This window comes from Pseudalkalibacillus sp. R45 (assembly GCF_052246725.1).
Classification (GTDB): Bacteria; Bacillota; Bacilli; order Bacillales; family Fictibacillaceae; genus Pseudalkalibacillus.
Map to the genome: position 1 here is coordinate 279921 of NZ_JBQQCL010000002.1, position 21547 is coordinate 301467.

Below are 21547 nucleotides of genomic sequence, written 5' to 3' on the forward strand. Positions count from 1 at the left end.
CAAGGAATGGAAAAGGGCATAGCCCAATGAGTAAGGTGGGGGATGAATCGCCTTCGGACAAGGGATGGGTCTTACCATCTCAATTGTCCGACTCATGATTTGTCTCATTTTTTTTGGAATCGTTCCTTTTTTCATCCCTAAAAAGAAATCTTATGATATAATAAGAACAAACGTTTGGTTTCGGGAGGTGGAATCCATGTTGGTTCATAGAGCCTATAAATTTCGACTCTATCCAACCAAAGAACAAGAAATTCGAATCGCGAAGACAATCGGCTGCAGTCGTTTTGTATTCAATCATTTTTTGGCACGATGGAATACCGCCTACCAAGAAAAAGGGAAAGGATTGACCTATCCGACTTGTTCGAAGCAATTAACGCAACTGAAAAAGGAATTCCTTTGGCTGAACGATGTAGACAGTATTGCCCTTCAATCTTCATTGAGGAACCTTGCGGATTCCTTTTCACGATTCTTCAAGAAACAAAACAACCCTCCCCGATTCAAGTCTAAAAAGAATAAGGTCCAATCCTATACCACCAAATATACAAACGGAAATATTGCGATTGTTGGAAACAAAATCAAATTGCCCAAACTGGGACTCGTCAAATTGGCAAAGAGTCGTGTGGTTAAAGGACGGATCCTCAATGCCACCATCAGACGAAACCTAAGTGGCCGCTATTATGTGTCCATTTTGGTGGAAACAGAAGTATGCGGTGGGTCTAAAACTAACTCGTCAGTGGGAATTGATGTCGGACTAAAAGACTTTGCCATATTGTCAGACGGAACGGTGTATGGGAACCCTATGTTTTTTCGAACCTTAGAAAAGAAACTGGTGAAAGTCCAACAAGTCCTGTCCAGACGTCAAAAAGGCTCTTCGAATTGGCATAAGCAACGGATTAAAGTTGCCCGAATGCACGAAAAAATTGCAAATGCCCGAAACGATTACTTGCATAAAATCTCTACCCATATTGTCAAAAACCACGACCTTATTGGTATGGAAGATTTGCAGGTATCCCATATGCTTAAGAACCACAACCTCGCCAAAGCTATAAGTGAAGTGAGTTGGTCAACATTCCGTTCCATGCTTGAATACAAAGCAAAGTGGTACGGCAAACAGATCGTGGTGGTATCCAAGACGTTTCCCTCCAGTCAACTTTGTTCCCATTGTGGCTACCGTCATAAAGACGTTAAGAATCTTGCATTACGTGAATGGGACTGCCCAAAATGCAAGACATCTCATGATCGAGATTTTAACGCAAGTATGAATCTTCGTAAGGAAGCATTACGATTAACCGCAGGAACGGCGGGGATCGCCTAATCCATAACCGGCGGTTACGCTGGTGTTCTTAGGAATCCCCCACTTCAAGCCACTCGCAAGAGTGCTAAGTGACGGGTAGTTCAAACATCCACGTGTTTTTTTACAATAAGGAAATACCAATAGCAAACGAGATAAGCCAATAGATAAGAAATGAACGTCCAAAATATGTTCCAGCTATTGAAGTAATGGACCATGCCGATTAAAACGCCTATGACCTCGATGATCGTCGTAATCAGGGTGACCACAAAGATCCAGATCCATCGGTTGAGATGGGAACGTTTGATGACGAAAAACAAAAAAGCTGCTAATATCGGGTAGACGCCAAAATACATCGGAAGTGCCGCAACCATCTCAATCTCTCGCTCCGGACTGATCCTCCAGAACTTCAAGTGAAATCCAACTACGTCAAAAGTAAAAGCGACGACTGAAGCGAATGGTCCCATCAACAGAAAAATCTTCAAATCTTTTTTGATCAGGTAGATTCCTGGGATCCAGGGTATGATTAAGCCAACTATCGTGTTCATCCACATCTTAACTCACTCCTTATTACAGGATTGAGTTTAAATCCTCATTTTATACCTACTAGAGGAGCTAGCCAAAAACGCTACTAATGCTTGTACCAGCTTTCATCGAATTCCAATCCTAATGCCTTTCCATATTCAATGGCAAACTCTATAAAATGAGAACCTTTTGCGGTGATCAGGTTGTCATCAACGACTACTGGCTCTTCGATAAAATTCGCTTTGCTGAATGTGCCAAGGAAACGACGTTGTTCTTCAGTCAATCCAGTCGTATACTTTTTCCCATCGAGCAAACCGCTCATTGATAACAAATAGGGTGCACTTGATATAGCACCAATCCACATCTTCTTTTTTTGTAACTTTCTAAGGAAAGCGATAAGTTCCTGGTGTTCGACAAGGTGTCTGAAATCATCGACCCCAGGGAGCGCGATACTGTCGAGTGCACGAACGTCCACCTCATCGATTCGAACATCTGGAACACACCTTAGACCCGCTTCCCCTTTTACCACCTGTTTATCCAACCCGATAAGAACACTCACTTTCTCACCTTGTTTTAAAATCGATAATAGTACGGATAGTTCATATTCACTGAACCTCGGATAAAGCATTATGCCAGTGTACATGACTTCATCCCTCCTCAGATCTATGTATTGAATTCATAGATTCTGCTGATTTTGTCGTCCAATTGGTCCATCTGTACGAATCTTGCTTCCCGGATTATCTCTTTCCCTTCTACATATAAAAGGAGGACAGGCACAGTGAAGATTGATAAATGGCCAGCAATTTCCTCAACATCATCAACATTTACATGGGCCAGTCGGATTTCGGGATACTGGGTCATCATTTCTTTCACTTTAGGAAGCAATGCATGACAGACACTGCAGTTCGTTCGAGAAATGTAGATGAAGCTTAATCGGTTCACTTCTAAAAACTGATCCACCTCTTCAGTCGATTGAAGATCTTTCATTAAACGACGCTCCTTTTTACCTTCGAATGTCATTTATCCTTACTTCTGTGTAGATTTCGATTTTCCTTTTACCCCTATATAGAAATAGGCTTCCCTGAACATCCTTTTTGATGTCGGAAAGCCATATTCTTATCACCTTGATATGTGGTTGTTCTACTTAAACACTTTGTCGAGATTAATTAGAAACTTGTCCAGATAATTAGCGATTCGATAAATCTGATTCTTGTCGTGTTAACTGATTCCGCTACAGACTCAGTTTCGCTTGCAATACTCTTCGACCATTTCTTTTGTTACGTTCTTCCGCTGCGGGACGATGCCTTTTCGTGCAAGATGGTTGATTTCATCTGTCACTTTGTTGATTTCGGTCAATTCTTTTTCAAAAGGTTTTTTCTCTTTACATTTCACAAACGCTTTTTCAATCAATTGTTCACGCTTTAGATCAAGCTTGGAAAAAAGACGTACTCTTTCGTGTTGATCGTTACTATGCTTTGATATATCGTGGTGGACTGACAATGTGATTCCTCCTACTGTTTCTTCTTTTCTTTTTCCATCAACTTTTGGACGTTCTCTTTCGGTGTCCAACAGTTGAAGCGGTAATCGGGTTTCGTTTCATATCCTAGCCTGATACAGAAGTATCGGACTCCGTCATCGCCTTTTTGAACCTCAAAATGGGTACAGGTCGCACAGCAATGGAAACGGCTATCCTTCATGTTTTGCCTCAATGCCACGGTTCATGATGTCCGTTAGGTCACGTCGCGTTTCGATCAACTCATCCAGCTGCTCCTTCGAGGCGAATGCTTCAAGGATACCAGCATAATATTGATCGATTTCTTCGATGAATTGTTGCTTCATGTCATTCATTTCTTTTTCAAGACCTTCCCTATAAAATGCACTGAATTGCTCCGTGTAGGTTTGGACGATCGCTTGCAACAACGGCTGGACTTTTTCAGAGAGTTCCTGGCGCAGGACTTCTCTCCCGTTCCCTTCAAAAAATTGCTTTGGATTTTTGAACTTTTTCAATAAGGGTTCCAGCTCGGCATACGCTTCACCTGGCCATTCCGGTTCAATCGACGGCGTATCGATCGTCATTTCCTCTGATTTCAGCAGCTGGCATGAGCTCCGCTCGGATACATGATTCTCAATCATTTCATGGAAACGATCACGTTGATGGTTAAAATGTTTTTCAATACGCAATGTTGTTGCTCTCAGTTCTTGAGAAAGCTGGAACAGCATCGATTCCAACAATTCATCAAGACATTTTTTCAGCTGGTTCGGCTTCATGTCTTTTGTCAGAACTGACGGATTGAAAGCAACCTTGTATTCGTCATTGAATGTCAGCATCAACCGTTGAACGACGTAATGCAACAGTTCCTTCGTCTCTTGGACCACTGATTTTTTAAAAGGAGAAAGTGAATACGTGTTGATATAGTCAACGGTATCTGTTTTTTCACTTTCTAGCCGCTTCTTTTCCCGTTCTTGATGTTCTTCATCAGATTGGGCATGCTCGATCCATTCCGTCAGACGGTTCAAACCTGCTTTCATCAGTTCATTCGCTTGATTGACGGATACTTCATCCCGTTCCCTGATCGTTGCTGTTTCGAATTCGTTTTCAAAGCAGGCAAAACTCGATTGTTCACCTTCAGCGTCTTCTTTACGCTCCAGCAATGCTTGTTTACTGGATAACGCGTACATGCGCGGAAACCGGATTCCATAGTCGACGAGTTGGTCCGTTACATAATCGACGACTGCTTCACGTTCATCCTCGTCTTTCGCCAAATCCGCGGCGTTGATGACAAAGTACATCTTATCCATAGAGAACGTGTCCTTAACCCTTCCTAATTGGATGAGGAAATCACGGTCAGCCTTTGAAAAAGCATGGTTGTAATAAGTGACGAATACGATCGCATCGGCATTTTTGATGTAATCGAAGGCAACTGACGTGTGGCGGGCATTGATGGAATCAGCCCCTGGCGTATCAACGAGGGTAATCCCTTGCCGCGTCAGTTCACAATCATAGTAAAGCTCGACGGACTCTGTAAAACAAGCCTTTTCCTCTTGAGCCACGAACGATGCAAAATTATCATGTGCTATGATCTGATCGCTGCCAAGATACTCTTCCATCACCGCATAACCCTTTTCTACCGCTTTCAAAAAATTATAATGAGGATCAGGTTTTTCAGTGGTGATCCTATTGATCGTTTCCAGCGCCTCCTCGATTGATCCACAGGTTTCATCAAAACGATGTATGGAATGCCTCAGCTCTTCTACCAGAACCTCAGAAGATTTCATTTCGATTTTGACGGTGCCATGCGGGTATTCTTCTGTCACCGGTAAAATTTTATTGATCGTCGCTGTCGTCGGGTTCGGTGAAACAGGGAGGACTTGATCCTTTAACCAGGCGTTGGCAAAGGAGGATTTACCTGCGCTGAATGCCCCGAACAAGGCGACTGTATACTGCTGGTTTTTAATTTTTTCGGAACGACCCTTCATCCGGCTTGTCAAATCACGTAGCGAGTCCCAACTGGATAACAGTTCGACGGCCTTGTCTAAATGATCTGCCGCTTCCTGCACTTGTGATTTGGAATATTGAGCAGCATTCTCTTCAATTCGATCTTCTGCCGGTAATTTGGCCTGTGCCTTCTGTTCTTCGACCTTCGTCCAAGTGCCAATATCCCCTTGAAGGTTGAAAGACTGCTTCACTTGATCAGACCAGAGCGTAGCCTCAGGTACGTGTTCATCTGAGTGTAGCATTTCGTTCAATTCCTTATGCTCCTGCTTAAAGGCTTGCTGACGTTCATAGGCTTTTTCCGCTTGCGTGTGTTGTTCCGTCAAATCAGCTAGTTTTGCCTTAATCTCTTTCATCTCGGGCTTGATGTGTTCGTTTGCATACGCTGATTTTATCGCCTGGAAAATTTGAACCGCTGTTCGTCTGTATCTTTTTTTCAAGTCATCTTCAACATCGCGATTGTATTGGAGTACATAGGCTTCATTGAACGTAGCGCCTCTTTGCTGCAGTCGCTCGACGTCATCTACAGTAAATCGATGTTCGATTTCGTGTATTTCGTTTTCCAAAACAGGATCATGCACGTTTAACTGTTTGATTTGTTTTTGGAGTTCTTCTTTTATATGCCATTCCAATTCAGCAGTGACTTTTTCATTGACCGCTTCGACATACCGTTCTATACGTGCTGCACGTTCTTCTTCCGTCTTTTTCCGAGCGAACAAGAAGCCAGTCTTGAAATCTTCTTTCATCGCTTCCAAAACCTCACGACCAAGCTCGCGGACTTCATAAGGGGCAATCCGTGCATTATCGATCAGTTTTTTCAAATGATCGGTGAACACTTTCTCCACCTGATCCTTTTGCGCTTCAACTTGTTCTTTTCTTTCTATCAATGCGGCCATTTCTTCCTGATGACCTTCAAGGGTTGAATCCTCTTCAGAGCGATCCGGATATTTCTTTTCCAAATAATCCTCAGTCAATTTAGCTGACATATGATCCAACGTTTGGTGGATGAATTTCTGTTTATTCGCTTTAATTTCTTTCAATTCATCCTGCAACTCTGCCAGCTGGTTGTGTGCATGATCGTCATTTTTAAGCGTCGTAAAATAAGTGCCGCTTGCGTAGACGCCCCACTGTTTGAATGCGTTCATTGTCTGTTCACGATAGTCATCGAAGGAAAGTTCCTCTTCACTATGTTTATCGATCTGATTGATGACAAGATAGACTTTTTTACCCAATTCCTGCATCTCTTTCGTAAAATTAAAGTTGAGTTCTGATTGCACATGATTGTAATCCATCACATACACGATGACATCCGCCATGTGCAGCATGGATTCCGTCGAAACCCTGTGAGCATCATCGACAGAATCAATCCCAGGTGTGTCCATTACGACGGTTTCATCCTCTAAAAAAGGATGATGCTTGAAAATTTCAATCGTCTTGACGTCCTCGCCGTTTTTCGATGCTTTCTTGACCTGGGCGATATCGAGTTCACCAGGATAGGAAACCTTTTTCCCCTGTTGATCTGTTAAGAGGACACGAGGCTCTCCATCCTTGATTGCGACGATATTCGCACTGGTTGGTATCGGGGATGAAGGAAGGAGATCTTCCCCTATCAACCGATTGATCATGCTTGATTTACCGGCTGAAAAATGCCCGCAAAAAGCGATGGTCAATTCGTTTTGTGATGATTTATACGTTAGCTCCTTCACCTTATGTAAAAGAGAAGGTTCTGATTCATTATATTCAAGATACGTATTGAGCCGGTAGAATCGATCGACCCAATGGGTTTTTCCATTTTGTATATTCATAGTCATGTTTACACCTGATTCACGTGGTTTTATCTCTACTTTATCACATTTTGAAACATCTGTGCGTCTCTTAAGATATGTGTTCATCTTTTCGATATAATAGATGATGAGGTCGATGGAATACTACATAAGACACGCTCATATCATCCGACTGGAATTTTTCAGAGAGGAGTACATATGGAAACACATTTTGAACTTATTCTATTATTGTTGGCAATTGCGGCAGGAATTACCGCAATTGCGAAAAAACTTAACAAGCCGTATCCGATCGCGCTCGTAATCATTGGTGCGATCATCGGGGTTTTACCTTATGAAGGACTCGAGGAATTGAAGCATTTTTTTGCTGAAGACGAGATTTTCAGATTCGCGATCATTTCGATCTTTCTCCCCACCCTTTTAGGAGAAGCGACATTGAATCTGCCTTTTGCACATTTACGGGAAAATAAAATGCCGATCCTCGTTCTCGCAGTTGCCGGTACATTGATCACTTTTGTGACAGCAGGCTGGATGACCGCATTCTTCCTAGGCTTGTCCATCCAGGCGGCACTCGTTTTTGCTGCGCTGATGGCACCTACAGATCCAATCAGTGTCCTATCTATTTTCAAGTCGATGGGTGTGAACCACCGATTATCGACCGTCATGGAAGGTGAAAGCCTCGTCAATGACGGCCTTGCAGTCGTCTTGTTCACAATCGCAGCCTATCAATATGACCTGATTCTCGACGCTGGGGCTGCTGGCATCACGCTTGCACTGGGCGAATTTTTCAAAGTTGTGATCGGAGGACTGCTCGTTGGTGGGGCGTTTGGCTATTTCTTCTCCCGTCTCGGTTCTCTCTATGATGATTACCCGTTGGAAATCATCTTTTCGATGCTTTTGTTCTATGGATCATTTTTCGTCGCAGAGGCATTCCATGTATCCGGTGTGATCGCCGTTGTCATAGGTGGCATCATCTACGGAAACTTCGGAAAGCGGGTGGGAATGAGCCCTACAACCAGCTTGAGCATCCGCACGTTCTGGGATGTTGCTTCACTGGTAGCGAACTCGCTCGTATTTTTACTTGTCGGACTAGAAATCACGAGGATCATTGACACAGTCAATTGGCTGCAAGTGTTGATCGCGATCGGCATCGTTTTGCTTGCTAGGAGCATCGCTGTCTATTCGACAGTCAGCTTTGTCCGATCGCTGCCAAATCATTGGAAGCATATTTTCAATTGGGGTGGTTTGAAAGGATCGCTTTCGTTAGCACTTGCCCTAAGCCTGCCGATCGATTTTCCATACCGTGAAGAAATCTTGATGCTCGCTTTCGGTGTCGTCTTCTTCTCCCTTATCGTTCAAGGATTGACGATTAAACCGCTCGTCGGTTTGTTAGGTGAAAAAACGACCAAAGATGAACAGTTGGAGTATGATCGGATTCAGAGCAGGATTTACCGTTATCATTCCGGACGTAAACGATTAGAGGCGATGGCTGAGGAAGGAACCTTATCACCGATCGTATTCGCTCGTCTTTCAAACCAGTATGACGATCAGTTGAAAGAATTGAATGATGATCTTGAAATACTATATGCACGTGAACCTGAGCTTCGCCAGGAATCTACAGCCCGAGCAATTCGTGAAGCCTTATATGCTGAACATGAAGCTCTCGAAATCCTGGAAAATCGTCATATCATCTCTGATGAAGTCACTAAGGAGGAAAAACGCTTCGTCCGTGACCTGCTGGAACGCGAAGAAATGGGTGAACGTGTCGCATTGCACCGTGAAGAAAAAGAAGAAAAGTAAAGAAAACTTGGGCTTTGCCAAGCCTTAGCGCAGGCTGAGCCTTAGTTCCTCGAAAAAGCAATCGCTTTTCCTTCGTGCGGTGTATTGCTTCCGAAGCCACCAGCTTGTGCGCTTATATTGAATAAAGTATTTATACTTTCTTTAAATGTACACACAAAAACCACAAAAGACTTAGAGGAATTTTCTCTAAGTCTTTTTCTTTATATGGACTTATTCAATTTAAGCCCCTTTTTTGAGGAAGATGAATCATTCGTAATACTAACGGACACAGGGGCCTTTATTTGCTCCAAAATCATCAAAAATAATCTACTTTTTAACAAATAGCGTCTCTGGTGTCCGTTAGAATCTCGAAAGTAGCGTTTTCGTCACAGATAACGGCTCTCCTGTCCGTTACTATCAAAAATCCAAGCTATAACCTTGAAAAAGGTATTTTATACTTTCTTTAAGTGCAATAAAAACTACCAGAGTCTATCTAAAAAAATACGCCATATAGATTTCATCTTCATATTCACCGTTTATACAAATCTGATCCTTTTGTGTTCCTTCAATGACAAATCCGTAACGTTCATATAGTTGATGTGCGACCGGGTTGCTCGAAAAGACCGTCAGCCACAGCTTATGGAGACCTTCTTTTTCACACCAATCAAGGGTATACTTCATGATTTTCTTCCCGATCCCAATCCCTTGCACATCTTCTGAAATCCACGTTCTGAATACCCCGCAGTGCCGCTTCATCTTTAGATCTCCCCGCAATACACGGGCGATGCCATGAATGGTTCCATCCACTTCAACTACCGCATACAAATGTCCTTCATTCTCCACTTTTTCAATAAAAGCTGTTTCTTCTGACAGACTGCGGGTTTTCTCCTTCTGTATATATTCCCGGCTTTGTACAATAAATTCCGCAGCCATAATGATATGTTCGGCATCTTGTTTCAATGCTGGTCTGATGACGACTTCTGACCCGTTTTTAGCTTGAAAGCTGTATATATGGGGTTCATGTTTGAGTGACACACCGATTTCCTCCCAATTAATTCGTTAAAAGTAGTGTGTCTCAATCTTGTAGGTCTCATTAATCGTTAGCCATCCATAAGAATACTGTTTTTGGAACCGTTTGGCTGTCACTGACCCAGGATTGTAGAGGACCACCCCATCTACCACCTCATGATAAGGGATGTGGGAGTGCCCGAATATGATAATGTCTGGTTGTTCTCTATCAAAAGTCCTTAATGCTCGTTCCGGAGTGCTTTTTCCTTTCCCGAGATGACCATGGGTGAGTCCGATCGTGACTTCGCCGATCGTAAAGATATCATTAACCGGAAGTCGTTTACATAGGCTTTCGGAATCGACATTCCCATATACCGCTTTGACTGGAGCATACGCCAACAACTCTTCGTAAATGCTTTCACGAATGAAATCTCCAGCATGAATAATGAGATCCGCTTTCTCCAATTCAGAAAGAAAAACTTCTGGAAAGCTCTTCCCAGAAGTTTTTAAATGCGTATCACTAATCAGGAGGATTTTCATCGAACAATCACTTCCTGTCTTAAATGACTTATTTATTTATTCGTTGACGTTGAGATCGATGGGAACGGTTTTGACGGTTACTGTTTGAACGTCCGCCGCCACCGACGTGACGATTTCCACCGCCAGAACGATTACCACCACGATTATATGGACGGCCGCCTTTTCCTTTGCCTTGCTGATATGGACGGCGATTGGACGATTTCTTCTTCGTGTCCAACGGCTTGATTGGCGTGATGTCTACTGGTGTTTTGTCTGGTTCTTTTGTAGAAACCTTCAATGCAGAAGCTACAAGTTCACGTGCATCGTACTTTTCAAGCAATTCATCAGCAACTGCATAATAAGATGAGAGGTCTTCATTATTGATTGCATTGGTTAATTGCTCAGCTGCGAATCGTTGCTGACCTTCCATTGCGTCATCAGTCGTCGGGATCGACAATTGTTCCATGCGTTTCTTTGTGATCTGTTCGATCGTTTTCAAGTGATCGAATTCACGCGAAGTCATGAATGTGATCGCCATTCCTTCTTTTCCAGCACGGCCAGTACGTCCGATACGGTGGACATAGCTTTCCGGATCTTGAGGAATATCGAAGTTGTATACATGGGATACACCACTGATGTCGATTCCACGTGCCGCAACGTCTGTAGCAACGAGAATATCGATGCGGTTCGAACGGAACTTCTTCATGACACGGTCACGTTTTTGTTGCGACAGGTCACCATGGATTCCGTCAGCTGAGTAACCCCTTTTAATAAGAGCATCTGTTACTTCATCGACACGCTTTTTCGTACGTCCGAAAATGATTGCAAGTTCTGGGGCTTGAATGTCCAACAGACGGCAAAGCACATCGAACTTTTCTTTTTCATGGACTTTTACATATCGTTGATCGATTTTCGTTACTGTCATTTCACTTGCTTTCACCTGTACGATAACACGGTCTTGCTTCATGAACTGATCAGCAAGCGTTTTGATCGCTTTCGGCATCGTTGCGGAGAAGAGCATCGTTTGATGTTCTTCTGGAATTTGACCGAGAATCTCTTTGATATCGTCGATGAATCCCATGTTCAGCATTTCGTCCGCTTCATCAAGAACAACTGTGTTCAATTCGCCAAGACGGATTGTCTTACGGTTCAAGTGATCCAATAGACGTCCTGGTGTTCCAACGAGGATTTGCGGGCGTTTCTTCAATGCTTTGATCTGGAAGCCGATATGCTGTCCTCCATAGATTGGAAGTGTGCGGATCCGCTTGTGCTGACCAATTTTGTTCAATTCCTCAGCAACCTGGATCGCAAGTTCGCGTGTCGGTGTCACGATCAACGCTTGAACGCCTGTTTGTTCCTTCTCGATCTTTTCAATCATCGGAATTCCAAATGCTGCTGTCTTACCGGTTCCAGTTTGTGCTTGCCCGATCAAGTCTTTTCCTTCGAGGGCTACTGGAATCGCATCTCGTTGGATGGAAGTTGGTTCTTCGAATCCCATGTCGTTGATCGCTTTTAACGTACGTGTTTCAATTCCTAAATCTTTAAATGTTGTCAATTCATCTAACTCCTTTTTAGATAGAAGGCAACGTTAGCATTGAATATTGATTTCCGGCTCCTTGCTCAAAATCATACTTCATTGGCAAAGAGAGTTATACTCTTAAATGATTTATTCCTCAATTTCGCTCAGAAAACGATCTGAACGAATCAACATTATCATTTAACAGAAATTTTTTAAAATTACTTTCAAGTATTAATCAAGGTGTTTTAACTAACAGTGCCTTAAAATAGATTGAGCTTGGTCCGTATTTTTTTTTTTGACCAGCCCTTGCAGGATGTCCTCGGGGATTGTTCCATTTGTGTCTGCCACTTCTCTATCGGAACAGCCCCATCCCTTCGGCTAATATTGTTGTTGAAAGTGCCCTGCTTTCAAATCGTGTAAAGAAAGCCAATTCCTTTTCATGAATTTACCTTTGACGCCTGAACTCGTTTAAGAAATTCATTATCGAACATTTAAAAGCACTCCCGTGAAATGCCGGAAGTGCCTCATCTCTTTACAAAATAAATATGAGCTGCCGGTTTTTTAATCCAGAATTAAATTTATCATGGACGTATCCGAATTGCAAGGAATCAATTTTTCACACTTTGCAATTTAGTGATTCGTTCATTGAATTTTTCTTGCAATGTACGTGCCACTTTTCCAGGTACACCGGTGCCCATTTGCCTACTGTCAATTGAGATGACTGGCGTCACTTCCATCGTCGTACTTGAAATGATGACTTCTTCTGCATCCATCAATTCTTGTTTATTGAAGGTTTTTTCATGTACTGTAATACCCGCTTCTTCAGCAAGTTCGAGTACAACCTTTCTCGTGATACCATTCAAAATGAAGTTGTTTGCTGGGTGCGTGAAAATTTCACCACCCTTGACGATATATACGTTTGTCGAACTGCCTTCCGTAACGACATCATTGCTGCGTATGAATATTGATTCATCACACTTTGCATCCATCGCTTTTTGTTTGCCGAGGACATTACCAAGAAGATTCAAGCTTTTGATATCACATCTCAGCCACCGAATATCTTCAGTCGTGATTGCTGTGATTCCTTCTCTCATCTTATTCAGCGGCCGTGGAGATTTCCTAGCATAAGCAACAAGGAAAGGTGCTGGCTCTGCTGGAAATTGGTGTGTCCGTTCCGCCACTCCTCTGGTGATTTGTAAATAAACGTGTCCGTCATTTATATCATTAGCCTCTGCTAATTTTTCTAAACGTGTTTTTAACAGCTCGATCGGATATGGAAGTGTCATCTGGATCTCTTTCGCACTACGTTCAAGGCGCTCCAAATGCTCATCCATGCCGAAATACTGCCCATTGTAAATCCGAACAACTTCATATACGCCATCACCAAATTGATACCCTCTATCCTCGATATCGATACTTACTTCTGATTGGTCCTTCAATTGATCCTGAACTAATATCATGAGTTCTCCTCCGCTTTCCTCGGTATAATATTTTTTTCGAATCACAAGCTATACAAAGTGACAAATGAGTTCGTGTAAAAAAGATGTAAAGCCCAAAATATAGATAAAGGTGATCCCATGGATGGAAATTGGCTGTCGATTATCCCTTTCTTATTGGTAATCCCGATCGCTATGATAACAAAACAAGTGCTTCCAGGCATCCTGATTGGATTGATTGCAGGAGCTTATTTGATCAACCCTGCTCCGATCGGTGGTGTCGAAACAATGCTCCAATACCTGGTGACCGCATTGGTAGACAAAAATAACATCAAAATCATCGTATTTCTTTATGTCTTCTCCGGACTTGTCGGTATGATCAAAGTTGCTGGCGGAATCAAAGGTTTTGTCGAAGCTGCCTCTGAACGAGTTGATACAAAAAAGGAAGCTATACTTCTAACATATGTATCAACGATCGGAACATTCAGTGCACCCAGTTTCCGTTTCGTCACCATCGGACCGATCATGCGTGCGTTATTGAAACGAGTGGATATGACAAAAAAAGAATTGGGATTTGTCATCGAAACGACGACTACGCCAATCATCGTCCTTATTCCGATTGCGACAGCTTTTGTCGGGTACATGGTTTCTGTCGTTGAACTTGGACTTCACAACCAGAATTTGAAAGGCGACCCTTACAGTCTGTTCATCCAAAGTATACCTTTCAACTTCTTCGCCATTGCGATCTTCCTTGTGGGGATTTATCTGAGCTTTTTTCACCATTCCTCAGACGGTGCTCAACAACAACCGAACGAAAATGGTTCGGAAGAGGACGATTGGCACAACTGTGATCCTGCTGTATCACTCGATTTGCCATCAAAACCATGGAACTTGTTGCTTCCTTTGATTGCCGTAATCGGTTTGACATTAATTTTAACATGGTGGGACGGCCATCAGAAAGGATTTGGCTTTTTCAAAGCATTCATCAAAGCGAACGTGTTGGACGCAATGGTCATCGCACTGCTCATTACGACTTTCCTGACGATCTTTTTCTTCCTTTTTCAAAAATTTGAACTAAAAATGCTTATTGAAAGCTTCGTTTTCGGCGGAAATAATTTGATGTCAGTCATCTTGTTATTATCCGTCATCTGGGGATTGGCTTCTGTTACGGAAGATTTAGGATTTTCGACCTTCATCACCGATCACGCAGGCTGGATCCCTTCAATCCTAGTCCCTCCAATTTTATTTCTTTTTGGGAGTGCTGTTTCGTATTTCATAGGTTCTGCCTGGGGAACATGGGGGATATTGATGCCTCTTGGCATATCGATGGCTGCGATTTCAGGTGTATCTTTACCACTAGTCATTGGAGCCGTTTTCGCAAGCGGAACATTCGGAGCGTTCGCTTCTCCATTAAGTGATGATGTGAATACCCTAAGCCGTATCCTGGGTCTTCAAGTCATGGAATATGCCCGTTTCAAATTGAAGGCAGCCTTGATCGCTGTCGCAATCTCAGCTGCCTGTTATACTGGAATTACATTTATCCTTTAATGTGAGGTTTCTTTCTTTTAGGCTCTTTTCTAAAGGATTGTTGCTTTTGAGTATTTTAAAAAAACAACTTGTGCAAGTTGATTGGAGAGCAAGGTGCGAGACTCCTGCGGGATCAGCGTGCCTACTACCTGAATAATCTCCTCGCAAGGCATGCGACGAGGAAGCTCGCTTCGACAGGACTTTCTTGTAGACGTAGGAGCACAAATGCTTCCTTGAAAAGGAGACTCCTGAGGTCGCAATGCGACGAGTGGGCTCACCGCACGCCCCGCGGAAAGCGAGCATCTGGAGCGGAAATCAACGACTTTCAAGAGCAACAAAGTTTACGAAAACTGCCTTATTTTATCCTTCATCCTCAAGCTGGATGTAATTTTCGATTCTATCAGCCATCTTCAAATATCCTTCTTGATTCGGATGAAGTTTATCGTTGGCGAAAAGCTTCTCACTGCCTTCTTCTATAAAGAGGTCATCGATCGGAACATATAATGTATTATCATTAATTTCTGCGACTGTTTTAGCCGTTGAATTCCAGTCATTGATTACACCGTCAACCTCTTTAATATCCTGAAAGAAGTTGTGGAATGGATTGAACATGCTTACTAAATAAATATTGGCGTTAGGATTCAGTGTACGGATTGTCTGAACAATCACAAATAGATTCTTCCTGTACCTTTGCTGTCCTGTTTCGAACAAATCCATATTGAGGCTGAAAAAATTATATTCGACGATGTTGAGGATATCGTTCCCACCGATTGTAATGAAGACATGGTCCGCTTCTCTGATATGGTCTTGGACTTCTTCTTCATCCATTTTAGCTGCAAGCTTATCACTCGGAAGACCATGGATTCCAAAATTCTTCAGGCTGACCAAATCATCAGAATTTTCCTGGATGTACCTGGCGACTGGTTGGATGTATCCTTCTTTCGTCTTATCGCCGGATCCCTTTGTCAATGAATCCCCAAGCGCAACAATATGGACGTCTTCGATGACCGTTTCGTCCACTGGCTCATCCGTTTCCTTTTGATCATCCTTAGGCTTTTCATCTTTTTTATCCTCATCTTCTGAAGGAGGATCCTCCGTTACCTGTTCATCTTCTCTCGGAAACTCCTCCTCAATTGAAGGGTTCAGTACTGGAGTGGTCTTCGGATTATCTTTATTCAAAAATAAGATCACACCGAATACGATGACCAGTGGTATGAGGATGAACAATATCAATTGTTGTTTTTTCATGTTATCCCCTCTATACGAAACAGTTTTATATCTAAAGTAAGCGTGTTAAATCAATTCCATCTTAACGGGACAGAAATAATATTGCCTAAACTATACGCATCCATCTGCTACTTTTATTTTACATTATTAGTATATGGGGTATATACCCATATAACCTAGTTTACTATACAAATCGACAAAAATTGCAAACCATTTGCAAAGGTTTTAAACCGTTGATAAGGTAGAAAAACGATCATTTGCAATCGAAATCGCTTAATAACAGGAGGAATCGTCATGGAATTTACCATTACACAACCTGCCGTCCAATGGTTTATAAAGGAACTTGACCTTTCAGAAGGCGACAATGTCCGTTTCTTTGCCAGAGTCGGAGGTTGCAGCACCGTCCAGTCCGGCTATTCGCTCGGAATTTCCAAAGAAGAACCGGTAGAAGCCGGAGAAACCTTCGAATCTGACGGCATTACCTTTTTCATTGAAAATAAAGACCTCTGGTACTTCAAAGATCATGATCTTAAAATCAAATACAGCAGGAAATACGATGAAATTTCTTATGACTATACCGAACAAGAATAGCAGGTTCCTGAATTATTTATGATTCCCAAAGCTTAAATCGCTTGATCTGATCGAGTTGATTTTCTGCTTTCAATATTCTTAGTTGTCTGTCTCCGAAAAGATCGTAATGGGGAAAATCGGCGTGATGATCGATCCACTCTGGTTGTAATCCGTATCGTCTTCCCCATGCGATTAACTTTTCAACATTGCAGCACGCAACCTTCGTAACCGTATCACAGTCGGGGAACCGCTCATCAATCCAATAATGGGTCAGAAAGGCAATTTCCTCTTTCCTCGCATTTTCTTTCCACGTTTGCAGTTCTTTTCGGTCGATCCCAAAAGCCATGACAGAATTCCAGCTCCTCTAATCTATCGATTACTCTTTCCTCGAAGTATCTGATGCTTTTTGATAAGCTTCATGCCAATCAGGCAGCACTTTTTCCATTCTGATCGGTTTGAACGTTTCCTTATTGACAAGGACATGGGTCGATGTTCCAGAAATACACAATTTATCAGATTCGTTATAGATTTCATAACCATAAATTGATCGGATCCCATTATAATGCTTGAGCCAGGTCCGGATATCAGCTTTTTCACCATATTTGAACGGTCTCTTATACGAGATGGAGATGTCCGTGACCGGAGCTAGAAATCCGTCTGCTTCCATCTGTGCGTAACTGAAACCTAGATCCTTGATAAATTGGGTTCTGCCAACCTCGAACCATACGAGATAGGTGGCATGATGAACGACACCCATCTGATCGGTTTCTGCATATCTCACTTCGATTTCCGTCTTAGATTGTACCATCGTCGTTCCCCCTATTTATATTCTGTTATCGCCGTTTCGAAATCTTCTTTCGCTAAAACTGTCAATATCGTTTCATCTGTTTCTTGTTCTGTGTTCATGATCCTATCTGCATGGTGCTGGATTGTGTTGTCAATGAAATCCGTTGCAAATCTTCCGTTCCCGCCGATCTTCAGTTGCGGCAATTGCTCACGTAAAAACGGTACAGCTTGCTTATCCCACGTATAGCTGTATTTCTCAGAGTGGCGCCTCATGATCTCAATCAATTCTTCTATGCTGTAATCCTCGAAATGGAAGAACTTTTTGAACCGGGAAGAAAGACCGGGATTACTGTTGAGTAACTTTTCGGTTTCTTTTGGATATCCAGCTAATACGACGACCAGATTTTCATTATGCTTCGTCATCTCTTCAACTAGTGTGTTGATCGCTTCTTTACCGAAATCCATCCCCTGGCCACTGAACAAGGAATAGGCTTCATCGATGAATAGGACGCCGCCTAACGCCTCGCGTACTTTCTTTTTCGTTTTGAGAGCCGTTTGGCCGGTGTAGCCTGCAACAAGATCAGAACGTCCAGCAACAACAAGATGTCCCCTCTTCAGAAAGCCTTTTTTCTTTAAAAGGTTCGCGTAGATCGAAGCTACAGTGGTCTTCCCTGTTCCAGGATTTCCAACAAACACTGAATGAAGCTGGATCGGTACACCTGGCAGTTCCAACTCCCTGCGTTTCTGCTGCACTTCGATAAATGAACTTAATGTTTTCATTTCCTGTTTGATTTTATCAAGACCGACGAGCTCTGAAAGCTGCTCATCCGGATCCTGGTAAAAAGATGGGATATCGATTTTGACATCTTTTTTTTGAATCTGTGTGAAATCCTCTACTGTTGCCTCAGAGTCTGAAGATATACTTGCACCTTTTTGAAAAATCACATCCAGCACCAGATCTCTGACCGTCCTCGCATTTCCAAACGTATCGTCGACGCGTGCATGTTCGATCTTTTCCTCCATGCGGATAAGTGCTTCATGCGTGAACGTATAATCGTTCTCAAAAGCGACTTTCTCAGCGATTTTTAACAATTCCTCGTTGCTGTAATCCGGCAGGTAAATATGATTGCTGTCTGGAAAACGGCTCTGCAAGCCAGGGTTTGAATGAAGAAACTGCCTCATTTCTTCAGGATAACCTGCTAAAATGACCGCGAACTTTCCAGCGTACTCACCGCTTGTCATCGCAGATACGAGTGTATCGATTGCCGTTTGACCGTAGTCGTTTCCAGATGCTCCTTCACGTTTGAGGCTGTAGGCTTCATCAATGAACAAGACGCCACCCAGGGCACGCTGGATGACTTTTAACGTATTCTCTTCTGTTTGTCCGACATAAGCTCCAACTAGCTGTGATCTGTCTACCTCGACCACTTCACTCTTCGGCAGCATCCCAAGGTCAAAATACAGTTTTGCGAGCAAGCGCGCGATTGTCGTCTTTCCTGTACCAGGCTGGCCTGTAAGCACCATGTCCAAGCTGAGCTCATCCTTCATGTGAAAGCCTTGCTTCTGGCGGCTCTTTTGAAATTGCAAAAAACGATAAAGCTTGTACACCCGCTCCTTCACTTCTTCCATTCCAATCATTTCATTCAGCTTCATAAGAGCCGTACTGTGGTTATTCTCCGCTGTATTCTCTTCAAGCCATTTTTCTTGAGTCGTTTCGATTTGATTGATGAGCTGTTTCATCTCATTTTGAAGAGCAGAAGGATGGAATGATCCTGATAATGAGGAACGATACTCCTCTGAGACAAGGATGAGCCGATCCAATGCCTCAAATAGATCCTCCACGTCAGTTTGTTTTTGCTTGGCTGATTTTATTTTTTCCCTGTCACCTAGCACATTGGCAGCAAGGATGCTTTTATCGATCAAATTTTTGATTCGATCCTCTTTTTTCTGAACGCTTTTCGCCATGTCGATGGAATCATCGGCAGCTTTTCGCTTTGCCGGCACATTGTCCGTCTCACGGATACGCGGAAAATGGATCGCTTCAATCCATTCCTGAAGCTCGATTGACGAGGCCTTAGAAATCATTTCATGGACGAGCCAGTCTTCGCCAGCATTTGCTTCCGCCTGTTCAATCCGCTGTTTCATCGCTTCATCAACCACGCCTGTCCGCTCCAGCCTCACTTTTACGATCAATGCATTCAATTGACCGATCAGCTGGGCCATATCATCTGTGGCAGATTCCGCATGACGCTTTTCGACGGTCTGCAGCTTTTTCAACAGGTCGATTTCAGCGTTCGGAGAAAACGTTTTACTAGTCTGAATCTCATGTATTTGTTTTATAATATCATCCATTTCATTTCGGTTCGCATTCATTTTCATTCACCACCTGCTACATACCAATACTACCCATTATATCATATAGACCATGGGTTCTTCCGACTTCGCACTTTTGTCGAATTGAAAAAGCCATCACGTGTAGTGACAGCTTTTTGGCTATTTTTATGATGTTTGCAACATGATCGGTGTCGTGTTTTCAACTGAAAGTTCGCATGCTTCGTTTAAGTTGTTCCAGTAATTTACGATGGATTCATCTGTCTCTTCCATCATCGAAAGTTCCAACCAGCCGAGTTCTTCTAAGAGCCGAACGGATGAACCGATCCATATTTTCTTATCACCGATCGGGATATAAAATGGATTTTCAAATCTGAACGGAAGATAAATCCCTGTATTATTCGGATGTAAGATGATGTGCTGATAGATCGTCCCTTTCGTGAGTTTCGCATAAAGTAACAGGACCCCATCATTCTTTGCGGTTTTTTTCCTGAAATTCTGCAAGGTCTGCATATCACCTAAATCGATGGTTGAAATCGGTGACTCCCAATTAAGCTGTTCTTTAAAAGGGATGAGGTGTCCTAACCGTTGCATATGTATTTCAAGTTTACGGTAAAACGGATCTTTGTCTTCTTTATTTCGTGATACATCTAGTGGTTGTATTATTGCCTGGACTGTCATTACTTCCACTCCTCCCCATTCGTTCAACATAAGTTTCGTAATCGCAAGGTTTTTAGCGTCGGCTTTTTCGACATTTTTTGGCGTTTTATTTAAAAAGTGGTGGGTAGTTGACAGGTGTAACTCAGTTGTATCGTGTCGATGCATGTCGTTTGGTTGATAAATAATCGGAATTGGCCAAGTAGCCGTTTTTCGCCGGAGCACACCCTTCTGTTGCTAATAATTAAGAAATATAGAATCAGCATTCATATTAACCACCTTAAAAAACATTCAAAAATAAAGGCTGTTTTCGCAAACTTTGTTGTTCTTGAAAGTCGTTGATTTCCGCTCCAGGATGCTCGCTTTCCGCGGGGCGTGCGGTGAGCCCACTCGTCGCCTTGCGAAATTGAATGGTCTCACCTGTCCCGCTGATCCCGCAGGAGTCTCGCACCTTGCTCTTCAATCAACTTGCACAAAGTAATTTTTTAAAAATAACTCAAAAGCAACAATCTTTTAGAAAAGAACCAAAATTAAAAAAGCATGCGACGCGGGGTCACATACTTCAACCTTTTGGAGGAGTATAATCAGGTTGTTCATTCGATTTGTTGCTCATTTGTTTACCTTTATTGCCACCAGCTTGTCGCGGCTGTGTTCCGATATGATTCGGCACGAAGTCTTTAGGATGACGTTTCGGATTGCTCATCGATCCAGCCTCCCTTCCTTACTATCCTTCCCAATTCAACTGGGAAAATTGCTTGTAAATAAAGTAAACTTAGATACCTTTTTGTTTTCGCGAATTTCATTTCCTTTCGCAGGCAACTTCAAGCGGAAGCGACCCTCCTGGTTACGTAGGTCACTGGAAAACTGACGAGGAGTCTCTAACCAAACCGCTTCCCGTACACTATCCTCGCTGAAACCAAGTTGCACTTACCTGTTAACGGACACAGGAGACCTTATTTGACCAAAATAATGGAATTTTACAAACTTAACGGACACCAGAGACCTTATTTAGTAAATATCATAGAAAATCAGCCGTTTTGTTCACAAATAACGGCTCTGGTGTCCGTTAACTGCAAGCGGGGTCTCGTCTGGCTCGCT

The 21547-nt window shown here is 42.8% G+C and carries 22 protein-coding genes; 5 read left to right on the top strand and 17 right to left on the bottom strand.

Annotated elements, in window-relative coordinates; translation table 11 throughout:
• Positions 1-196 precede the first annotated feature (196 nt).
• A complete protein-coding gene (gene tnpB / locus ACTWQL_RS07245) occupies positions 197-1315 on the top strand; it encodes an IS200/IS605 family element RNA-guided endonuclease TnpB (RefSeq protein WP_443141782.1) in 1119 nt (372 codons plus the stop codon).
• Between the two features lie 80 nt (positions 1316-1395).
• Here tnpB and ACTWQL_RS07250 read toward each other — a convergent pair whose 3' ends face one another.
• From ACTWQL_RS07250 to ACTWQL_RS07275, 6 genes are all read right to left on the bottom strand, one after another.
• Entirely contained in the window at positions 1396-1845 is a 450-nt protein-coding gene (locus ACTWQL_RS07250) for a CBO0543 family protein (protein ID WP_443141783.1), read from the bottom strand.
• Between the two features lie 77 nt (positions 1846-1922).
• A complete protein-coding gene (locus ACTWQL_RS07255; protein WP_443141784.1) occupies positions 1923-2459 on the bottom strand; it encodes a DJ-1/PfpI family protein in 537 nt (178 codons plus the stop codon).
• A gap of 20 nt (positions 2460-2479) precedes the next feature.
• A complete protein-coding gene (locus tag ACTWQL_RS07260; protein WP_443141785.1) occupies positions 2480-2803 on the bottom strand; it encodes a thioredoxin family protein in 324 nt (107 codons plus the stop codon).
• A 252-nt stretch (positions 2804-3055) separates the two neighbouring features.
• The gene (locus ACTWQL_RS07265; RefSeq protein ID WP_443141786.1) at positions 3056-3316 is read right to left on the bottom strand and encodes a DUF2533 family protein; all 261 of its coding nucleotides are present in this window, start codon (positions 3314-3316) and stop codon (positions 3056-3058) included.
• A gap of 11 nt (positions 3317-3327) precedes the next feature.
• On the bottom strand, positions 3328-3513 hold the full coding sequence (locus ACTWQL_RS07270; RefSeq protein WP_443141787.1) for a hypothetical protein: 186 nt from the start codon (positions 3511-3513) through the stop codon (positions 3328-3330).
• Positions 3503-7201, bottom strand: a complete 3699-nt coding sequence (locus ACTWQL_RS07275) for a dynamin family protein (RefSeq protein ID WP_443141788.1) — start codon at positions 7199-7201, stop codon at positions 3503-3505. Before ACTWQL_RS07275 ends, ACTWQL_RS07270 begins: the two co-directional genes overlap by 11 nt.
• A gap of 90 nt (positions 7202-7291) precedes the next feature.
• Here ACTWQL_RS07275 and ACTWQL_RS07280 point away from each other — a divergent pair, with 90 nt between their 5' ends.
• Positions 7292-8890 carry a Na+/H+ antiporter gene (locus tag ACTWQL_RS07280; RefSeq protein WP_443141789.1) on the top strand — a complete coding sequence of 533 codons (1599 nt, stop codon included), beginning with the start codon at positions 7292-7294 and terminating at the stop codon, positions 8888-8890.
• A 468-nt stretch (positions 8891-9358) separates the two neighbouring features.
• Here ACTWQL_RS07280 and ACTWQL_RS07285 read toward each other — a convergent pair whose 3' ends face one another.
• The 4 genes from ACTWQL_RS07285 to dat all read right to left on the bottom strand — a co-directional run bounded on the left by ACTWQL_RS07285 (position 9359) and on the right by dat (position 13375).
• Positions 9359-9904, bottom strand: a complete 546-nt coding sequence (locus ACTWQL_RS07285; protein ID WP_443141790.1) for a GNAT family N-acetyltransferase — start codon at positions 9902-9904, stop codon at positions 9359-9361.
• 24 nt (positions 9905-9928) lie between these two features.
• The gene (locus ACTWQL_RS07290) at positions 9929-10417 is read right to left on the bottom strand and encodes a metallophosphoesterase family protein (RefSeq protein ID WP_443141791.1); all 489 of its coding nucleotides are present in this window, start codon (positions 10415-10417) and stop codon (positions 9929-9931) included.
• A 28-nt stretch (positions 10418-10445) separates the two neighbouring features.
• Positions 10446-11951, bottom strand: a complete 1506-nt coding sequence (locus ACTWQL_RS07295; RefSeq protein WP_443141792.1) for a DEAD/DEAH box helicase — start codon at positions 11949-11951, stop codon at positions 10446-10448.
• Positions 11952-12523: 572 nt separating this feature from the next.
• The gene (dat, locus tag ACTWQL_RS07300) at positions 12524-13375 is read right to left on the bottom strand and encodes a D-amino-acid transaminase (RefSeq protein WP_443141793.1); all 852 of its coding nucleotides are present in this window, start codon (positions 13373-13375) and stop codon (positions 12524-12526) included.
• A gap of 117 nt (positions 13376-13492) precedes the next feature.
• Here dat and ACTWQL_RS07305 point away from each other — a divergent pair, with 117 nt between their 5' ends.
• Positions 13493-14899, top strand: a complete 1407-nt coding sequence (locus ACTWQL_RS07305; RefSeq protein ID WP_443141794.1) for a Na+/H+ antiporter NhaC family protein — start codon at positions 13493-13495, stop codon at positions 14897-14899.
• A 29-nt stretch (positions 14900-14928) separates the two neighbouring features.
• On the opposite strand, the gene ACTWQL_RS07310 is transcribed toward ACTWQL_RS07305, so the two are convergent.
• Positions 14929-15051 carry a hypothetical protein gene (locus ACTWQL_RS07310; RefSeq protein WP_443141795.1) on the bottom strand — a complete coding sequence of 41 codons (123 nt, stop codon included), beginning with the start codon at positions 15049-15051 and terminating at the stop codon, positions 14929-14931.
• A 187-nt stretch (positions 15052-15238) separates the two neighbouring features.
• Positions 15239-16126 (bottom strand): GDSL-type esterase/lipase family protein, encoded by an 888-nt coding sequence (locus ACTWQL_RS07315; protein WP_443141796.1) that lies wholly within the window; start codon positions 16124-16126, stop codon positions 15239-15241.
• Between the two features lie 273 nt (positions 16127-16399).
• Here ACTWQL_RS07315 and ACTWQL_RS07320 point away from each other — a divergent pair, with 273 nt between their 5' ends.
• The gene (locus tag ACTWQL_RS07320) at positions 16400-16696 is read left to right on the top strand and encodes a HesB/YadR/YfhF family protein (protein WP_443141797.1); all 297 of its coding nucleotides are present in this window, start codon (positions 16400-16402) and stop codon (positions 16694-16696) included.
• A 16-nt stretch (positions 16697-16712) separates the two neighbouring features.
• Here the strand turns inward: ACTWQL_RS07320 and ACTWQL_RS07325 are convergent, their stop codons facing one another.
• The 4 genes from ACTWQL_RS07325 to ACTWQL_RS07340 form a co-directional block, all read right to left on the bottom strand.
• Positions 16713-17021, bottom strand: a complete 309-nt coding sequence (locus ACTWQL_RS07325) for a hypothetical protein (protein ID WP_443141798.1) — start codon at positions 17019-17021, stop codon at positions 16713-16715.
• Positions 17022-17051: 30 nt separating this feature from the next.
• On the bottom strand, positions 17052-17483 hold the full coding sequence (locus ACTWQL_RS07330; protein ID WP_443141799.1) for an acyl-CoA thioesterase: 432 nt from the start codon (positions 17481-17483) through the stop codon (positions 17052-17054).
• A gap of 11 nt (positions 17484-17494) precedes the next feature.
• A complete protein-coding gene (locus ACTWQL_RS07335; protein WP_443141800.1) occupies positions 17495-19834 on the bottom strand; it encodes an AAA family ATPase in 2340 nt (779 codons plus the stop codon).
• Between the two features lie 126 nt (positions 19835-19960).
• Positions 19961-20503, bottom strand: coding sequence for a hypothetical protein (locus ACTWQL_RS07340; protein WP_443141801.1), 543 nt, complete (start codon positions 20501-20503; stop codon positions 19961-19963).
• Positions 20504-20859: 356 nt separating this feature from the next.
• On the opposite strand from ACTWQL_RS07340, the gene ACTWQL_RS07345 reads away from it, so the two are divergent.
• Complete coding sequence (locus ACTWQL_RS07345) at positions 20860-21033, top strand: hypothetical protein (protein WP_443141802.1); 174 nt, start codon at positions 20860-20862, stop codon at positions 21031-21033.
• Here the strand turns inward: ACTWQL_RS07345 and ACTWQL_RS07350 are convergent.
• The gene (locus ACTWQL_RS07350; protein ID WP_443141803.1) at positions 21012-21152 is read right to left on the bottom strand and encodes an acid-soluble spore protein N; all 141 of its coding nucleotides are present in this window, start codon (positions 21150-21152) and stop codon (positions 21012-21014) included. The genes ACTWQL_RS07345 and ACTWQL_RS07350 overlap by 22 nt on opposite strands.
• Positions 21153-21547 lie beyond the last annotated feature (395 nt).